Annotated in this window: 15 protein-coding genes; all 15 read left to right on the plus strand. The window is 68.4% G+C overall.

Annotated elements, in window-relative coordinates; translation table 11 throughout:
• Window positions 1–11: 11 nt before the first annotated feature.
• The 15 genes from aroF (AACH32_RS06545) (at window position 12) to AACH32_RS06615 (ending at window position 15781) form a co-directional block, all read left to right on the plus strand.
• Entirely contained in the window at window positions 12–1052 is a 1041-nt protein-coding gene (gene aroF, locus AACH32_RS06545) for a 3-deoxy-7-phosphoheptulonate synthase (protein ID WP_338605979.1), read from the plus strand.
• The gene (gene aroA, locus AACH32_RS06550) at window positions 1049–2296 is read left to right on the plus strand and encodes a 3-phosphoshikimate 1-carboxyvinyltransferase (protein WP_338605980.1); all 1248 of its coding nucleotides are present in this window, start codon (window positions 1049–1051) and stop codon (window positions 2294–2296) included. The genes aroF (AACH32_RS06545) and aroA overlap by 4 nt, the downstream gene beginning before the upstream one ends.
• The gene (locus AACH32_RS06555) at window positions 2293–3111 is read left to right on the plus strand and encodes a shikimate dehydrogenase family protein (protein ID WP_338605981.1); all 819 of its coding nucleotides are present in this window, start codon (window positions 2293–2295) and stop codon (window positions 3109–3111) included. Before aroA ends, AACH32_RS06555 begins: the two co-directional genes overlap by 4 nt.
• Complete coding sequence (gene aroB, locus AACH32_RS06560; protein WP_338605982.1) at window positions 3108–4676, plus strand: 3-dehydroquinate synthase; 1569 nt, start codon at window positions 3108–3110, stop codon at window positions 4674–4676. The genes AACH32_RS06555 and aroB overlap by 4 nt, the downstream gene beginning before the upstream one ends.
• Window positions 4669–5730 carry a chorismate synthase gene (gene aroC / locus AACH32_RS06565; RefSeq protein ID WP_338605983.1) on the plus strand — a complete coding sequence of 354 codons (1062 nt, stop codon included), beginning with the start codon at window positions 4669–4671 and terminating at the stop codon, window positions 5728–5730. The genes aroB and aroC overlap by 8 nt, the downstream gene beginning before the upstream one ends.
• Window positions 5727–6167: a type II 3-dehydroquinate dehydratase gene (gene aroQ, locus AACH32_RS06570; protein ID WP_338605984.1), complete on the plus strand. Its 441-nt coding sequence runs from the start codon at window positions 5727–5729 to the stop codon at window positions 6165–6167. The genes aroC and aroQ overlap by 4 nt, the downstream gene beginning before the upstream one ends.
• 352 nt (window positions 6168–6519) lie before the next feature.
• Window positions 6520–7422 carry a 3-deoxy-7-phosphoheptulonate synthase gene (aroF, locus tag AACH32_RS06575; RefSeq protein WP_338605985.1) on the plus strand — a complete coding sequence of 301 codons (903 nt, stop codon included), beginning with the start codon at window positions 6520–6522 and terminating at the stop codon, window positions 7420–7422.
• A 13-nt stretch (window positions 7423–7435) separates the two neighbouring features.
• Complete coding sequence (gene pheA, locus AACH32_RS06580) at window positions 7436–8557, plus strand: prephenate dehydratase (RefSeq protein ID WP_338605986.1); 1122 nt, start codon at window positions 7436–7438, stop codon at window positions 8555–8557.
• On the plus strand, window positions 8554–9405 hold the full coding sequence (locus AACH32_RS06585) for a prephenate dehydrogenase (protein WP_338605987.1): 852 nt from the start codon (window positions 8554–8556) through the stop codon (window positions 9403–9405). Before pheA ends, AACH32_RS06585 begins: the two co-directional genes overlap by 4 nt.
• A gap of 383 nt (window positions 9406–9788) precedes the next feature.
• Window positions 9789–10835, plus strand: a complete 1047-nt coding sequence (trpD, locus tag AACH32_RS06590) for an anthranilate phosphoribosyltransferase (protein WP_338605988.1) — start codon at window positions 9789–9791, stop codon at window positions 10833–10835.
• 1 nt (window position 10836) lies between these two features.
• The gene (gene trpC, locus AACH32_RS06595) at window positions 10837–11634 is read left to right on the plus strand and encodes an indole-3-glycerol phosphate synthase TrpC (protein WP_338605989.1); all 798 of its coding nucleotides are present in this window, start codon (window positions 10837–10839) and stop codon (window positions 11632–11634) included.
• Complete coding sequence (locus AACH32_RS06600; RefSeq protein WP_338605990.1) at window positions 11631–12239, plus strand: phosphoribosylanthranilate isomerase; 609 nt, start codon at window positions 11631–11633, stop codon at window positions 12237–12239. The genes trpC and AACH32_RS06600 overlap by 4 nt, the downstream gene beginning before the upstream one ends.
• Entirely contained in the window at window positions 12196–13425 is a 1230-nt protein-coding gene (gene trpB, locus AACH32_RS06605) for a tryptophan synthase subunit beta (protein ID WP_338605991.1), read from the plus strand. Before AACH32_RS06600 ends, trpB begins: the two co-directional genes overlap by 44 nt.
• Complete coding sequence (gene trpA / locus AACH32_RS06610; protein ID WP_338605992.1) at window positions 13422–14222, plus strand: tryptophan synthase subunit alpha; 801 nt, start codon at window positions 13422–13424, stop codon at window positions 14220–14222. The genes trpB and trpA overlap by 4 nt, the downstream gene beginning before the upstream one ends.
• Window positions 14223–14395: 173 nt before the next feature.
• Window positions 14396–15781, plus strand: a complete 1386-nt coding sequence (locus AACH32_RS06615) for a GGDEF domain-containing protein (protein ID WP_338605993.1) — start codon at window positions 14396–14398, stop codon at window positions 15779–15781.
• The last annotated feature ends 22 nt before the right edge of the window (window positions 15782–15803 follow it).

A 15803-nucleotide genomic window follows, 5' to 3' on the forward strand; every position in this document is an offset into this window, starting at 1 on the left:
GGAGAAACGTCATGGTCATCACCATGCAGCCGGGCTGCCCCAAGGGCGACGTGGCCAAGGTGATCTCGGTTCTGCGCCGGGAAGGTCTGGAGCCGCGCATCATCGCTCCCGATCCCCGGGTGGTGCTGGGAGTGGTGGAGGAGATCAGCCCCGCCCAGGCCGAGCAGCTCAGCCAGGAAGTGGCCGGGATGTCCGGGGTGGAGGAGATCACCAACTTCGAGAAATCCTGGAAGCTGGTGTCCAAGAGCTTCAAGCCCGAGACCACCACGGTGCAACTGGGCGACATGCTGGTGGGCGGCCCGGAGGTGATGGTGGCCGCCGGACCCTGCGCGGTGGAGAGCCGAGAAAACTTTTTGGAGACCGCCGCCCTGCTGCACCGGGCCGGGGCCGGGGCGCTCAGGGGCGGGGCCTTCAAGCCGCGAACCAGCCCCTACTCCTTCCGGGGCCTGGGCGAAGAGGGCCTCAAGATCATGGCCGAGGCCCGCGAGGTGACCGGCCTGCCCATCGTCACCGAGGTGCTCAACGCCTCGGACGTGGAGCTGGTGGCCCGCTACGCCGACGTCTTGCAGATCGGCACCCGCAACATGCAGAACTTCGCGCTGCTGGAGGCGGTGGGCGAGACCGACCGCCCGGTGCTGCTCAAACGGGGCATGATGGCCAGCATCAAGGAGCTTTTGCTCTCGGCCGAGTACATCGTGGCCCGGGGCAACTGGCAGGTGATGCTCTGCGAGCGGGGCATCCGCACCTTTGAGACCGAGACCCGCAACACCCTGGACCTCAGCGCGGTGCCCCTGCTCAAGCAGTACACCCATCTGCCGGTGGTGGTGGACCCCAGCCACGCGGCGGGCAAGCGGGAGCTGGTGCCCGCCCTGGCCCTGGCCGCGGTGGCCGCCGGGGCGGACGGCATCTTGGTGGAGGTGCACCCCGAGCCGGAAAAGGCCTTCAGCGACGGCCGCCAGAGCCTTCGGCCCGAGCAGTTCGCGGCCATGATGGCCGATCTGCGCCGGGTGGCCGGGGCGGTGGGCCGCCAGGTGCGGGAGATGGCGGCATGAGCCTACAGGGTTCGGTGACTCCGCCGGGGGACAAGTCCATCTCCCACCGGGCCGGGCTGTTCTCCCTGTTGGCCTCGGGCATCTGCCGGGTGGCCAACTTCTCGCCCTGCGCCGACTGCGCCAGCACCCTGGCGGCGGTGGAGAGCCTGGGGGGCAAGGTGGAGCGTGAAGGCGGCGAGGTGATCCTGCACGGCGCCCAAGGCAAGCTCATTAGCGCGGCGGTGGATTGCGGCAACTCCGGCACCACCATGCGCCTGCTCATGGGCCTGCTGGCCGGGCGTCCGGGCAGCTACGCCCTGGACGGCGACGCCTCCCTGCGGCGGCGGCCCATGGCCCGGGTGGCCGACCCGCTCACGCGCATGGGAGCCAAGGTCTCCACCAGCGAGGGCCGCCCGCCGGTGACCATCGAGGGCGCCCAACTCACCGGCCAACGCCACGAGTTGGCCGTGGCCAGCGCCCAGCTCAAGAGCGCCCTGCTGTTGGCCGGGGTGCAGGCCGTGGGCGAGACCTTGGTCATCGAGCCGCACCTGAGCCGCGACCACACCGAGCGCCTGCTGGCGGCCATGGGCGCGGACATCGCCCAGGCCGAGGGCGGCTGGCGGGTGCGGCAATCGGACCTTGAGCAGCTGCCCCGCCTGCGGGTGCCGGGCGACGTGTCGGCCGCCGCCTTCCTGTTGGTGGGCGCGCTGATAACCCCGGGCAGCCGGGTGACCACCCTGGGGGTGGGGCTCAACCCCGGCCGGGTGGGGCTCATCACCGTGCTGCAACGCATGGGGTCCAAGCTGGAGGTGAGCCAGGAGGGCGACGAGCCCGAGCCCTGGGGCCGGGTGAGCGCTGCCTATGCCCCGGAGCTCAAGGCCACCGAGGTGTTGGCCTCGGAGATTCCCCTGCTGGTGGACGAAGTGCCCATCCTGGCCCTGGCCGCCACCCAGGCCCAAGGCACCACGGTGCTGCGCTCCATCGGCGAGCTGCGGGTAAAGGAATCGGACCGCATCGCGGCCATCGTCACCCAGTTGGGGGCCCTGGGCGCGCGCCTGTGGGAAGAGGGCGACGACCTGTTCATCGCGGGGCCCACGCCCCTGAAGCCCCAGGGGAGCTACGATTCCTACGGCGACCATCGCATCGCCATGACCCTGGCCATGGCCGGGGCGCTGTGTGGCCAGACCCTGGAGGTGGCGGATGCCGCCTGCGCCGGGGTATCCTATCCCGACTTTTACCGCGACCTGGAGGCATTGCAGCAGTGATTCGTCTGGCGGTGATAGGCGATCAGCGGGTAACGCACTCGCTGTCGCCGCGCATGCACAACGCGGTTCTTCGCCAGGAGGGCTTGGCCGGGAGCTATGCGGCCATACCCGTGGAGACGGAGCGCTTGGGCGCTTTCCTGGGCAGCCTGGCCGAAGAGGGCTACGCGGGGATAAACGTCACCGTGCCCTACAAACGGTTGGTATTGCCGTTTCTGGACCACCTGGACGAAGAGGCGGCCATCTTGGGCGCGGTGAACACCATCGTGGTAAAAGGAAAACGTCTGGAGGGCGGCAACACCGACTGCCCCGGCTTTGCCCAGGCCCTGATCGAAACCGGCTACGCGGCGGCGGGGCAGCCCGCCCTGGTGATGGGCGCGGGCGGGGCGGCCCGTTCGGTGGTGCTGGCCCTGGCCCGGCTGGGGGCCGCGCCGCTGTGGGTGGCCGCCCGGCGGCCGGTGCAGGCCCGGGCCCTGTGCGCCGAGCTGGGCGGCGAGGCCATCGACCTGGAACAGGCGGCCCGGGTCGCGGCCCAGGCGCGGCTGCTGGTAAACGCGGCCGCCGTCTCCAGCCCGGCTGAATCACCCAAAATGGCCGCCTGGGTGCGAGCCTTGCAGGCGTCCCGCTTGGAGCAGGTAATGGACATCAACTACGGACGCGGCGAAAATTTCTGGGCCGACCTGGCCCGTGCGGCGGGGGCCCGCTTCAGCGATGGCCTGGTCATGCTGGCCCACCAGGCGGCCCTGAGCTTCACCCGCTGGACCGGCCGGTCGGTGCCTGGGGCGCGCTTTTTGGCTGCCCTGGAGGGCGCGGCATGACCGGCAACATCTACCTCACCGGCTTCATGGGCGCGGGCAAGAGCACCGTGGGCCGCCTTTTGGCCACGGCCCTGCGCCGCCGTTTGGTGAGCCTGGACCAGCGCATCGTGCGCCGGGCCCGCAGACCCATCCCAGAGGTTTTCGCCCAAAAGGGCGAGGCGGCCTTTCGGCAGCTGGAAAACGAGGAGTTGGCCAAGCTGGCCGATGAGAAGGGCCTGGTGGTGGACACCGGCGGCGGGGCGGCGGTGAGCCCGGCCAACCGCGCGCTCATGCACCAAAGCGGGCGGATCGTGCACTTGGACGCCTGCCTGGACACCTGCTGCATGCGCCTGGGGCCCCATGAGGCTTCCACCCGGCCCATGTGGCAGGACGCCGACGCGGTGGAGCGCCTGTTCCAGGCCCGGCAAGAGGCCTACGCCGATTGCGACCTCAAGGTGGAGGTGGACCATCTGGACGCCGAGCAGGCGGCCCAGACCGTGGCCGCCGGGCTGTTGGGGGTGGAGGAGTTTCCCCTGGAGTTGGAGGGCAAGCTGTGCCTGGTGCACAGCTCCTGGGAAGGGGCCGCCGCGCTGCGGGAAACGGTGGAGGGCCGCCGGGTGGTGCTCCTGACCGACCGCAAGGTGGCCGCCCTGCACGCCGACCGCTATCGCCGGGTGCTGGGCGACGACCTGCTCATCACCCTGGCCCCGGGCGAGAACAGCAAGAGCCTTAAGACCGCCGAGCGGGTCTACAAGCAGATGCTGGCCGCGCGCATCGAACGCGGGGACATGCTGCTGGCCCTGGGCGGGGGGGTGATGACCGACCTGGGGGCCTTTGTGGCCGCCACCTACAAGCGGGGCATCGACTTCCTGCTGGTCTCCACCACCCTGCTGGGCTGCGTGGACGCAGCGGTGGGCGGCAAGGCGGCGGTGAACCTGGGCACCGCCAAGAACCAGGTGGGCTGCTTCACCCAGCCGCGCATGGTCATTCTGGACTTGCAGGCCCTGGCCACCCTGCCCAAGGCCCAGCGGGTGGAGGGGTTGGCCGAGGCCTACAAGACCGGCCTGGTGGCCGACCCCGAGCTGGCCCGCTTGTGTGAACAAGACATGGAGTTGCTGTTGGGCGGCGAGGTGCTGGGTCTGGCCGAGGTGGTGCGCCGCTCGGTGCGGGCCAAGGCCGGGGTGGTGGGCCAGGACTTCCGCGAGGGCGGGCGACGGGCCATACTGAACTTCGGGCACACCTATGGCCACGCCCTGGAAGGCTGGCACCGCTATCGCCTGGGGCACGGCCAGTCCGTGGCCGGGGGCATGCTGGTGGCCGCGGCCATTTCCGCCGGGCGGGGCCTGCTGGCCTCGGCCCAGGCCGAGGCCATAAGCCGCGCCGTGAAGCCCCTGTTGCCCCAGGACCTGGCCTGGGCTCCGGCCGAGGAGGCCTGGGAGATCATGCTGGACGACAAGAAAAACGTGAAGGGCAAGGTGCGCTTCGTGCTGCTCAAAGGGGTGGGCGAGCCGCTGGTGGTGGACGACGTGACCCCCACCGAGCTGGGCCGGGCCCTGGCCATAGCCAAGGAAATTTGCCATGGGTAGTTTCAGCGGCGAAATCCTCAAGGTGGCCACCTTTGGCGAGTCGCACGGTGTCGGCGTGGGAGTGGTGGTGGAGGGCGTCCCGGCCGGGATCGCCCTGGAGCAAGAGGCCATCCAGGCCGAGTTGGACCGCCGCCGCCCCGGAACCTCGCCCCTGGCCTCGGCTCGCCAGGAGGCCGACCAGGTGGAGATACTCTCCGGGGTGGCCGAGGGCCGCACCCTGGGCAGCCCCATCGCCCTGCTGGTACGCAATGTCGACGCCCGCTCCAAGGACTATTCCGCCCTGGCCGACAAGTTCCGCCCCGGCCATGCGGACTACACCTTTTGGCGCAAGTACGGCTTGCCGCCCCAGCCGGGCGGGGGCCGCTCCTCGGGCCGCGAGACCGTGGGCCGGGTGGCCGCCGGGGCGGTGGCCCGGGCCCTGCTGGCCCCCTTGGGGGTGGCGATCGCGGCCTACACCATCCAGGTGGGGCCGGTGAAGGCCACGGCCATTGACCCGGCCTTTGCCCGGGAGCACCCCCTGCGGGCCGCCGACCCGGCCACGGCCCAGGCCATGGTGGACGAGGTAATGGCCGCCCGCTCCGACGGGGACTCGGTGGGTGGGGTGCTGGAGCTGGCGATAGACGGCGTGCCCGCCGGACTGGGCGACCCGGTTTTTAACAAGCTGGACGCCCGCCTAGGCGGGGCCATGTTTTCCATCGGCGCGGTCAAGTGGGTGGAGATCGGCGACGGTTTAGCCGTGGCCGCCCGGCGGGGCTCGGCCAACAACGACCAGATGGACGCCAAGGGCTTTTTGTCCAACCACGCGGGGGGCATCCTGGGGGGCATCAGCAACGGCATGCCCCTGGTGCTGCGTCTGGCCATCAAGCCCACCCCTTCCATCGCCCAGCCCCAGCGCACCCAAAACCTGGACGGCCAGGCGGTGGAGATATCCATCGGCGGGCGGCACGACCCCTGTTTGTGCGGGCGCATCGCCCCGGTGGCCGAGGCCATGGCCGCCCTGGTGCTGGCCGACCTGTGGCTCATGCAAAAGACCCAGGCAAGGAGCGAGGCATGAAAATCCTGGTGCTCAACGGCCCCAACCTGAACATGCTGGGCCGCCGCGAGTCCGAGCATTACGGCAGCCTGACTCTCTACGAGATCAACCGACGCCTGGACAAGCTGGCCGAGGAGCTGGGCCTGGAGCTGGCCTTTGCCCAGTCCAACCACGAGGGCGAGCTGGTGGACCTGTTGCAAGAAGCCTCCCCCCAATACGCCGGGGTGGTGCTCAACGCCGGAGGCTACACCCACACCAGCGTGGCGATACGCGACGCGGTGCTCTGTTGCGGGGTGCCGGTGGTGGAGGTGCACCTGAGCCAACCCGCCGCCCGGGAGGAGTTCCGCCGTTTCTCATACCTCTCGGGGGCCTGCGCGGGCACGGTGGCCGGCTTCGGCTGGCGCTCCTACGCCCTGGCCCTGCGCTGGTTTGCTGCGTTGCGCGACGAGGAAAAATAGGCTTCTTGGAAAGGCGCGCGTTTTTTGCCCTTGACAGGCCGAACCATGAGGCGTTTACTTGACACAACCCAACTCGGTCCCCAAGGACCGGCAAGGAACTTGTTAGAATCATGACGGGCAACGGCAAAATAAATCTGGACGGTCAGGGGCGATTTAGCTCCGGCGTCTTTTTTTATTTTTATTATTTTACCGCCGTCTGCCCAAGGGCTGGGGAGGGTTAGAGCCGAACTAGGCTAAACCAAGCAAGCAACCAAGGCCATGGGCAGACTGAGAAAGTCGCCCATGGCCTTTTTGCGTTTGGGGCAGGCCGGGCGGCGGGGAGTCGGCTCAGGCAGGAACAAGGAAGAGAAAGATGGCACTGGCAAGCAAGATGGAAATCGAAGTAGAGGCGGTAGAAGCGATGGCCGCCGGGGCGGTGGCGCACAAGCTCAAACCCCAGGCGCTTCTGGTGAGCCGCGAGGCCAAACCCCAAGACACCGTGGTGCACGCCGGTCCGGTGAGCGTGGGCGGCGGCGGCTTCACCGTGATCGCCGGACCCTGCTCGGTGGAAAACCCAGAGCAGATGCTCTGCACCGCCCGCTGGGCCCAGCGCTACGGCGCGGCCATCCTCCGGGGTGGGGCCTACAAGCCGCGCACCTCCCCCTACAGCTTCCAGGGCCTGGGCCGCGAAGGCCTGGAGCTTCTGGCCCAGGCGAGGCGCCTCACCGGGCTGCCCATAGTCACCGAGGTGATGGACAGCAGCGACATCGACCTGGTGGCCGAGTACGCCGACGTGATCCAGGTGGGGGCGCGCAACGTGCAGAACTTCTCCCTGCTGCGCAAGCTGGGCGAGATCCGCAAGCCCATCTTCATGAAGCGCGGCCTGATGACCACCATCAAGGAGTTCCTTAGCGCCGCCGAGTACATCCTGGCCGGAGGCAACGACCAGGTGATCCTGTGCGAGCGGGGCATCCGCACCTTCGAGACCGCCACCCGCAACACCCTGGATCTCAGCGCGGTATGCGTGCTCAAGGAAAAGACCCACCTGCCCGTGGTGGTGGACCCCAGCCACGCCGTGGGCAACCGCCGCTACGTAAAGCCCCTGGCCCGCGCCTCCCTGGCCGTGGGGGCCGACGGCATCATGGTGGAGATGCACTGCGACCCCGAAAAGGCCCTGTGCGACGGGGACCAGTCCCTGACCCCCGCCGAGTTCAAGGCCATGATGGAAGAACTGAACGCCATGACCGCCCTGCGCCGGGGCTGGCTGGCCTGTTAGAGGGAACATCGTCATGAACAGCGCGCCCAGCCAAATCCAGCCCCCCAGCGACCAGGCCCAGACGGCCATCAACGCCCTGCGCGAGGAGATCGACCAGGTGGACCGCGAGCTGATGAGCCTGCTCAACCAGCGGGCCCGTCTGGCCCTGGACATCGGCCGGCTGAAAAAGAACGCCGGATTGCCGGTGTTCGTGCCCGAACGCGAGAGCGACCTGTTGGACAAGCTGGCCCAGGGCAACCACGGCCCCCTGCCCAACCGCTACCTGGTCAGCGTCTTCCGCGAGGTCATCTCCGCCTGCCGTTCCGTGCAGCAGCCGCTCAAGGTGGCCTTCCTGGGCCCGGAGTTCACCTTCAGCCATCAGGCCGCGGTGCAGCATTTCGGCAGCTCCTGCGGCATGGCCCCCCAGAGCGGCATCGCCGAAGTGTTTCGCGAGGTGGAGAGCGGCCGCTGCCAGGTGGGCTTGGTGCCGGTGGAGAACTCCGGCGAGGGCGCGGTGGGCGCGTCTCTGGACCAGTTCATGACCACCCAGCTCAAGGTGTGCGGCGAGGTGTACACGCCCATCAATCACGTGCTCATGTCCCAGGGGGATGACCTGGACGCCATCACCACGGTCTATTCCCATCCCCAAGCCCTGGCCCAGTGCCGTGGTTGGCTGACCCGCAACCTGCCCCAGGCTCGGGTGGCCGAGGCCCCCAGCACCGCCGCCGCCGCGCGCCAGGCCGCCGAGACGCCCGGCTCCGCCGCCATCGGGGCGGTGGCCGCCGCCCGGCACCATTGCCTCAAGGTGCTGGCCGAGGGCATCCAGGACTACACCTACAACACCACCCGCTTTCTGGTGATCGGCAAGCAGGACGTGCCCCCCTGCGGCCAGGACAAGACCTCCATCGTCTTCCTCACCGCCCACCGCCCCGGTTCTCTGTACAAGGCCCTGGGCGAGCTGGCCGAGCTGGGGGTAAACCTGAGCCGCATCGAAAGCCGTCCCACCAAGGACCGCCCCTGGGAATACGCCTTTTTCGTGGACCTGAACGGTCACCGCCAAGACCCCGAGGTGGCCCAGGCCCTGGCCGCCCTGGAGAGCCAGGTGGAACGTTTGCGCGTGCTGGGCTCGTTCCCGGCCGGGGAGATGCTCTCATGAACTCGGAGGATGACTTTGGCGGCTTTGGCCGCGCCGCCTCGGCCGAAGCCGCCGCCGGGCTCACCGTAGGCATCATCGGGGCCCAGGGCCGCATGGGCTCCTGGCTGTGCCGCCTGTTGGAGCCCTTGGTGGGCCGCCTGCTTATCGCCGACATAGCGGGCGAGCCGCTCACCCCGGAGTGGGTGGCCGCCTGCCGGGTGATAATCCTGGCGGTGCCGGTGCACGCGGTGGAGGGGGTGATGCAGTTCATCGGCCCCCACACCGACCCCGAGGGGGTGGTGGTGGACATCTCCTCGCTCAAGCAGACCCCACTGACCGCCATGCTGGCCCACGCCCGGGGCGAGGTGGTGGGCGCCCACCCCTTGTTCGGCCCCGGCGCGCCTTCCCTGCAAGACCAGACCGTTTTTCTGAGCCCCGGCCGGGGGCGGCTATGGCTGACCCGGCTGCGTCGCTTTTTGCAAGGGCAGGGGGCCCGGCCGGTGATCATGGAGCCGGAACGCCACGACCGCCTCATGGCCCAGGTGCAGACCCTTCGTCATCTCTTGCTCTACGCCTTTGGCTGGAGCCTGATGCAGCTGGGCTACCAACCGGAGACCGACGAGGAGGTTTCCGGCCCCTGGTTCCGGGAACTCTTGAACATGTTGACCCATCAGAGCGATCAACCCGCCGAACTCTACGCCGACTTGGCCCTGCACAACCCGGACGGCCTGAAAGCGGCGCGCACCCTGCTGCAAGGCATGAACTCCATGGTCTCTGCCCTGGAGGACAGGGACCGGGGGGCCCTGGTGGCCACCATGGAGCAGGTGGGCGCCTATATAAAAAACAGCCAAGCCCAACTATCTGCTTGACCGACGCCGCGTTTGGGAGTAGCTTCTGTATACAGAATACGGAAGGAGACCGGATAATGTTTGGCAACGCGTGGCGCTATTGGTGGCAAAGCTGGAACAGGAGTGGTCCACCCGCGCCCGTGCGTTAGGCATACCCGGAAACACAGACAATCACCGGGGCCGTGGACCAAAGCAAGGTTCACGGCCCCGGTTCTTTTTTGGTCGAAGGTAAACATGCGATCCCAGCGGCAAGACAAGCAGGAATTTTATTGGTGGCGGTGGAGCGGCACGGGCCGGGAGTCCGTTTTGCCCTAGCACGCCCCCAAGGCGCCGGGCCGAACAACCGCGGACTCCCGAGAGGGGTTCGCGGTTTGGTTTTTGTTAAACGGCAGGAGAAGGCAGTCATGATTCAGCAAGCCATTGCCAAGGCGGTAAGCGGCAGCGATCTGAGCGAGCAGGAGATGGTCCGGGCCATGGATCAGATCATGGAGGGCCAGGCCACCCCGGCCCAGATCGGGGCCCTGCTCATCGCCCTGCGCATGAAGGGCGAGAGCCTGGAGGAGATCAGCGGGGCGGCCCAGGTGATGCGGGCCAAGGCCACCCCGGTGGCCTGCAACTGCGCGGCGGGCGGCGGGGCGCTGGTGGACATCGTGGGCACCGGCGGCGACGGGGCCGGCACCTTCAACGTTTCCACCACCAGCGCTTTCGTGGCCGCCGCCGCCGGGCTGCGGGTGGCCAAACACGGCAACCGGGCGGTGAGCAGCTCCTGCGGGGCGGCCGATCTGTTGGAGAGCCTGGGGGTGCCCCTGGACCTGGACGCCGAGCAGATCGCCCTGTGCGTGGACCAGGTGGGGGTGGGCTTTCTCTTCGCCCCGGCCCTGCACGGGGCCATGCGCCACGCCATCGGCCCCCGCAAGGAGATCGGCCAGCGCACCATCTTCAACCTGCTGGGCCCCCTGACCAACCCGGCCGGGGCCTCGGTGCTCTTGGTGGGGGTGTACGACCCCAAGCTGGTGGAGCCCCTGGCCCACGTGCTGGGGCGCCTGGGAGCCAAGAGCGCCTTTGTGGTGCACGGCGAGGGCGGCATGGACGAGATCACCGTCACCGGGGTCACCAAAATGGCCCGCCTCCGGGACGGCCGGGTGAGCACCCTGGAGACATCCCCCGAGGAGCTGGGCCTCACCCGTGCCACCTTGGCGGACATCCGGGGCGGCACGGTGGAGCAATGCCGGACCCACACCCTGGAGGTGCTCTCCGGCCAAAAAGGCCCCAAGCGCGACATGGTGCTCATGAACGCGGCGGCGGCCCTGGTGGCCGCGGACAAGGCCCCGGACCTGGCCCAGGGGGTGGCCCTGGCCGCCAAGCTCATCGACTCCGGCGCGGCCCTGGGCAAGCTGGAGGACCTTATCTCCTTCAGCAAGAGCCTGCGTCTCCAAGTGGCGGAGGCCTAGGGTGAAGACCGGCGATCTGGGGGTGCTGGACCGCATCCTGGAGACCAAGCGGGCCGAGGTGGCCGCGCTCAAGGCGGCGCGACCCCTGGCCGAGCTGCGCCGGGCGGCCGAGGCCGCGCCTCCGGGCCGGGGCTTTTTGGCGGCCCTGCGCGACGCGCCGGGGGTGGCGCTGATCGCGGAGATAAAGCGGCGCTCGCCTTCCCGGGGCGATCTGGCCCCCGGCGAGGCGGTGCCCCAACGGGCCCGAGCCTATCAGGCGGGCGGGGCGGCGGCCTTGTCGGTGCTCACGGACCGGCACTATTTCGGCGGCAGCCTGGGAGACCTGGCCGAGGCCCGCCGGGCGGTGACACTGCCCGCCCTGCGCAAGGATTTCATCATCGATCCGGCTCAGATATACGAGGCCAAGGCCGCCGGGGCCGATGCGGTGCTGCTCATAGCCGCCGCCTTGGAGAAGGCGGAACTGGCCGAGCTGTACCACCTGGCCCGGAGCCTGGGCCTGGACGTGTTGCTGGAGGTGCACCAGGCGGCCGAACTGGAGCCGGTCTTGGCCCTGGACCCGCCCTTGGTGGGCATCAACAACCGCAACCTCAAGACCATGCAGGTCAGCCTGGACACCAGCCGGGAGCTGCGCAAGCTCATTCCCGCGCCGGTGACCGTGGTGGCCGAGAGCGGGGTGAGCCGCCCGGAGCAGGTGCGTGAGCTTCGGGCCGCCGGGTTGAACGCCTTTTTGGTGGGCACCAGCCTGATGTTGGCCCCGGACCCCACCGCCACCCTGCGCGGCCTGGTGGAGGCGGCGTGACACCTCGCGTCAAGATATGCGGCATCACCCGCCTGGAGGACGCCCTGGCCGCCTGCCGCCTGGGGGCCGACGCCCTGGGCTTCGTCCTGGCCCCCAGCCCCCGCCAGGTGAGCCCGGAGCGGGCCCGGGAGATCATCGCGGCGCTGCCGCCCCTGGTGAGCACGGTGGGGGTGTTCGTGGACGCCCCCCTGGACGAGGTGCGGGGGCTGCGCACCTTTTGCGGCCTGGACTGGGTGCAGCTGCACGGCGGCGAGGACCAGGCCTACGCCGCCGCCCTGGGGCCACGGGTCATCAAGGCAGCCAGGGTGTCCGCCCAGCGGCCAGTGGAAGAGGGGGCCTATCCCGGCTGCGCCCTGCTACTGGACACCTACGACCCCCAGGCCGTGGGGGGCACGGGCCAAAGCTTCGACTGGAGCCTGGCCCAATCCATCGCCCGGGCGCGCCCGATAATCCTGGCCGGGGGGCTGACCCCGGAAAACGTGGGCCGGGCCATAAAACAAGTGCAACCCTTTGCCGTGGACGTATCCAGCGGCGTGGAAAAAGAGAAAGGCGTCAAAGACCATGAGCGCATCGCAAGCTTCATCGCCCAAGTCCGGCGGGCCTGAGACCCTGCCCGACGAGCTGGGCCACTTCGGGCCCTATGGCGGGCGTTTTGTGCCCGAAAACCTCATGCCCGCCTTGGAAGAGCTGCACGCGGCCTTTCTGACCGCCCAGAAGGACCCGGCCTTTCAGGCGGAGCTGGACGATCTGTTGGCCAACTACGCCGGGCGGCCCACCCCCCTGTACGAGGCCAAGAACCTGGCCCAGGCCTTGGGCGGGGCGCGCATCTTCCTAAAGCGCGAGGATCTGACCCACACCGGGGCCCACAAGATCAACAACGCCCTGGGCCAGGTGCTTCTGGCCAAGCGCATGGGCAAAAAGCGCATCATCGCCGAGACCGGAGCCGGGCAGCACGGGGTGGCCACGGCCACGGTGGCCGCGCTCATGGGCCTGGAGTGCATGGTCTACATGGGCACCCTGGACATGAAGCGCCAGGCGCTCAACGTGACCCGCATGGAGATGCTGGGGGCCACGGTGGAGCCGGTGACCAGCGGCAGCAAATCCCTGAAAGACGCCACCACCCAGGCCATCCGCGACTGGGTGACCAACGTGAAGGACACCCACTACATAATCGGCTCGGTGGTGGGGCCCCATCCCTATCCCATGCTGGTGCGCGGTTTCCAATCGGTGATCGGCAAGGAGGCCCGGGCCCAACTCCTGGAGCGCGAGGGCAAGCTGCCCAAGGCGGCGGTGGCCTGCGTGGGCGCGGGCAGCAACGCCATCGGCCTGTTCCATCCCCTGCTGAACGACCCGGTGGAGCTCATCGGAGTGGAGGCGGCGGGCCACGGCCTGGACAGCGGGGAGCACGCGGCCAGCCTCAGCGCCGGGCGCCCCGGCGTGCTGCACGGCTCCAGCCTGTATCTGCTGCAAGACCCCCACGGCCAGATCATCGAGGCCTACTCCATGGCCGCGGGCCTGGACTATCCCGGCGTGGGGCCGGAGCACAGCTACCTCAAGGACATCGAGCGGGCCACCTACGCCACGGTGGGCGACCGCGAGGCGGTCCAGGCCTTCATGGACCTGGCCCGCTACGAGGGCATCATCCCGGCCCTGGAGAGCTCTCACGCCCTGGCTCATCTGCGGGAGCTGGCTCCTCGCTATGCCAAGGACGACATTATTCTGGTGTGCCTGTCCGGCCGGGGCGACAAGGACGTGTCCCAGGTGGCCGCTTATCTGGAGAAGCTGAAATGAATCCCGACATCCGCGAAAAATTCGCCAACGCGGCCGAGCAGGGCCGGGCCGCCTTCGTGCCCTACGTCACCGGCGGCTATCCCAACGCCGACACCTGCCTGGAGTTGATCAGCGCCCTGGACGAGCTGGGCTCCGAGGTGATCGAGGTGGGCCTGCCTTTCTCCGATCCCCTGGCCGACGGCCCCACCATCCAGCTCTCCAGCCAGCGGGCCCTGGAGGCGGGCGCCACTCCGGTAAACGTTTTGCAAACCATGGAGCGGGCCGCGGCCAAGACCAGCGCCGCCCTGGTGGCCATGACCTACGTGAACCCCGTGCTGTCCATGGGTTACGAGGAGTTCGCCAAGCGGGCGGTGGGTTCCGGGGTCAGCGGGGTGATCATCCCCGACCTGCCCCCGGAGGAGGCGGGAGAGTGGCTGGAGGCCTGCGCGGTCCACGGCCTGGACCCGGTGTTCATGGCCGCGCCGGGCACCCCCATGGAGCGCCTGGATAAAATCCTGGCGAAAGCCGGGGGCTTTTTGTACTACGTGTCCATGGATGGGGTGACCGGCACCGAGCTGGAACTGCCCCCCGAGCGGCTGGCGGCCATGGCCAAGGTGCGGGCCCGTTCCTCCCTGCCGGTGGCGGTGGGCTTTGGGGTGGCCACCCCGGCCCAGGCCGCGGCCCTGGCCCCGGTGGCCGACGGGGTGGTGGTGGGCAGCGCCCTGGTGCGCCAGGTGCACGAGGCGGCCACGCCCACGGCGGCCGTCAAGGCGGTGCGCGCCCTGGCCGGTGAGCTTCGCGCCGCCCTGGCGCGCTGAAAATGGGCTGGGTGGAAGGTTGAGGTAATCTCTGATATTAAATACCATTAACTTTTTCGAGGGTGGATCGCCGATTAGCGCGGCCGCCGTGTCCCAGCTAGGCTAGGGCGCCCCCGGCCCTCCGCAGCGTAGGCCGTGTAAAACATCATCGCTTGCCCGACACAGGGGGGGGCTTGAACTACGAACTGATCATCTTGATGATAGAGGCGCTGGCGGTTTACCTGCTGGTTTTGGGCACCCATTCCCTGCGTCATCGCTTCGGCCTGGCCCACTACTATGCCCTTATCGGCGGGGTAACCGCGGTGACGTCCTGGGTGACCGACGCGGGCATCACGGCGCAAGTGGGGGGCGTCTCCTTTGTGGTGGGCTCCACGGTGTTCTACACCTCGCTGCTGTTGGGCGTGTTCGTGGTCTACGTGTTCGACGGGCTCAGGGCCACACGCATCATCATCTCCACGGTTATCGGGGTTTCCATAATGGTCCCCCTCATCGCCGTGACGCTCAACTTCCAGATGAACCTCAGCGGCGTGTCCTCCCTGGCCTACGTGCCCACCCCCAGCCTGCGGCTCAACGCCGCCTCGGTGTTCGCCACCTTCATGGACCTGGTATTTCTGGCCGTTGCCTGGGAATTCATGAACAACCGTTTTCAGTGGATCCCCATGGGCATCCGGGCCTTTTTTGCCCTGTTGGGCGTCATGTGGCTGGACGTGCTGCTGTTCGCCACCGCCGCCTTCGCGGGCTCCGGCGAGTGGCTGGCCATCGTCAAGGGCACCGCCATCAGCCGCTTTATCGTGTCGTGCTTTGCCGCACCCCTGCTGTGGGCTTACTTGTCTTGGCAAAACCGACGCTGGGGCACCCAGATCACGCGCAGGCCGGTGCTGGCCATCCTCAAACAGTTCGCCCAGATAAAAGAGGAACTCACCCAGGCCCAGCAGGAGATCGAGCGCCGCAAGCAGGCCGAAAGGGCCTTGCGCGAAAGCGAGGAGCGTCTACGCGCCCTGGCTTCCACCGATGCCCTCACCGGAGTGGCCAACCGCAGGTTTTTCTGGGAGGCGGCCCAGAAGGAAATCCACCGCTCCCGCCGGCATCTCTCGCCTCTGTCCATGATAATGATCGATTTGGACAACTTCAAAACCGTCAACGACACCTACGGCCACGGCGTGGGGGATCAGGCCTTGTGCGAGGTGGCCCATATCGCGCAGGCCAATATTCGTCCCTACGACCTCTTGGCCAGGATGGGCGGCGACGAGTTCGCCGTGCTGCTGCCCCAATCCGGCACGGAAGACGCCTTGCTGGCGGCCGAGCGGTTGCGCAACAAGGTCAAGGCCGAGCCCCTGAAGGCGGGCGGATGTCAAGTGGCCATCACCATAAGCCTGGGGGTGGCGACGCTGGACACGAGCATGGCCAACGTGGACGGTCTTTACCAGGTGGCCGACCGCGCCTTGTATCAGGCCAAGCGGGACGGCTGCGACAAGGTGCGGGCGTACCAGGGAAATGACAAGCGAGAGTGCAACACACCGCTGGCCAATGCCACCAATCCCCAACTCGTCGGCGGCTAAGGCGACCCGCCGCCGGGTGCGG

Source organism: Desulfoferula mesophila (assembly GCF_037076455.1).
In the GTDB taxonomy this organism is placed as follows: domain Bacteria; phylum Desulfobacterota; class Desulfarculia; order Desulfarculales; family Desulfarculaceae; genus Desulfoferula; species Desulfoferula mesophila.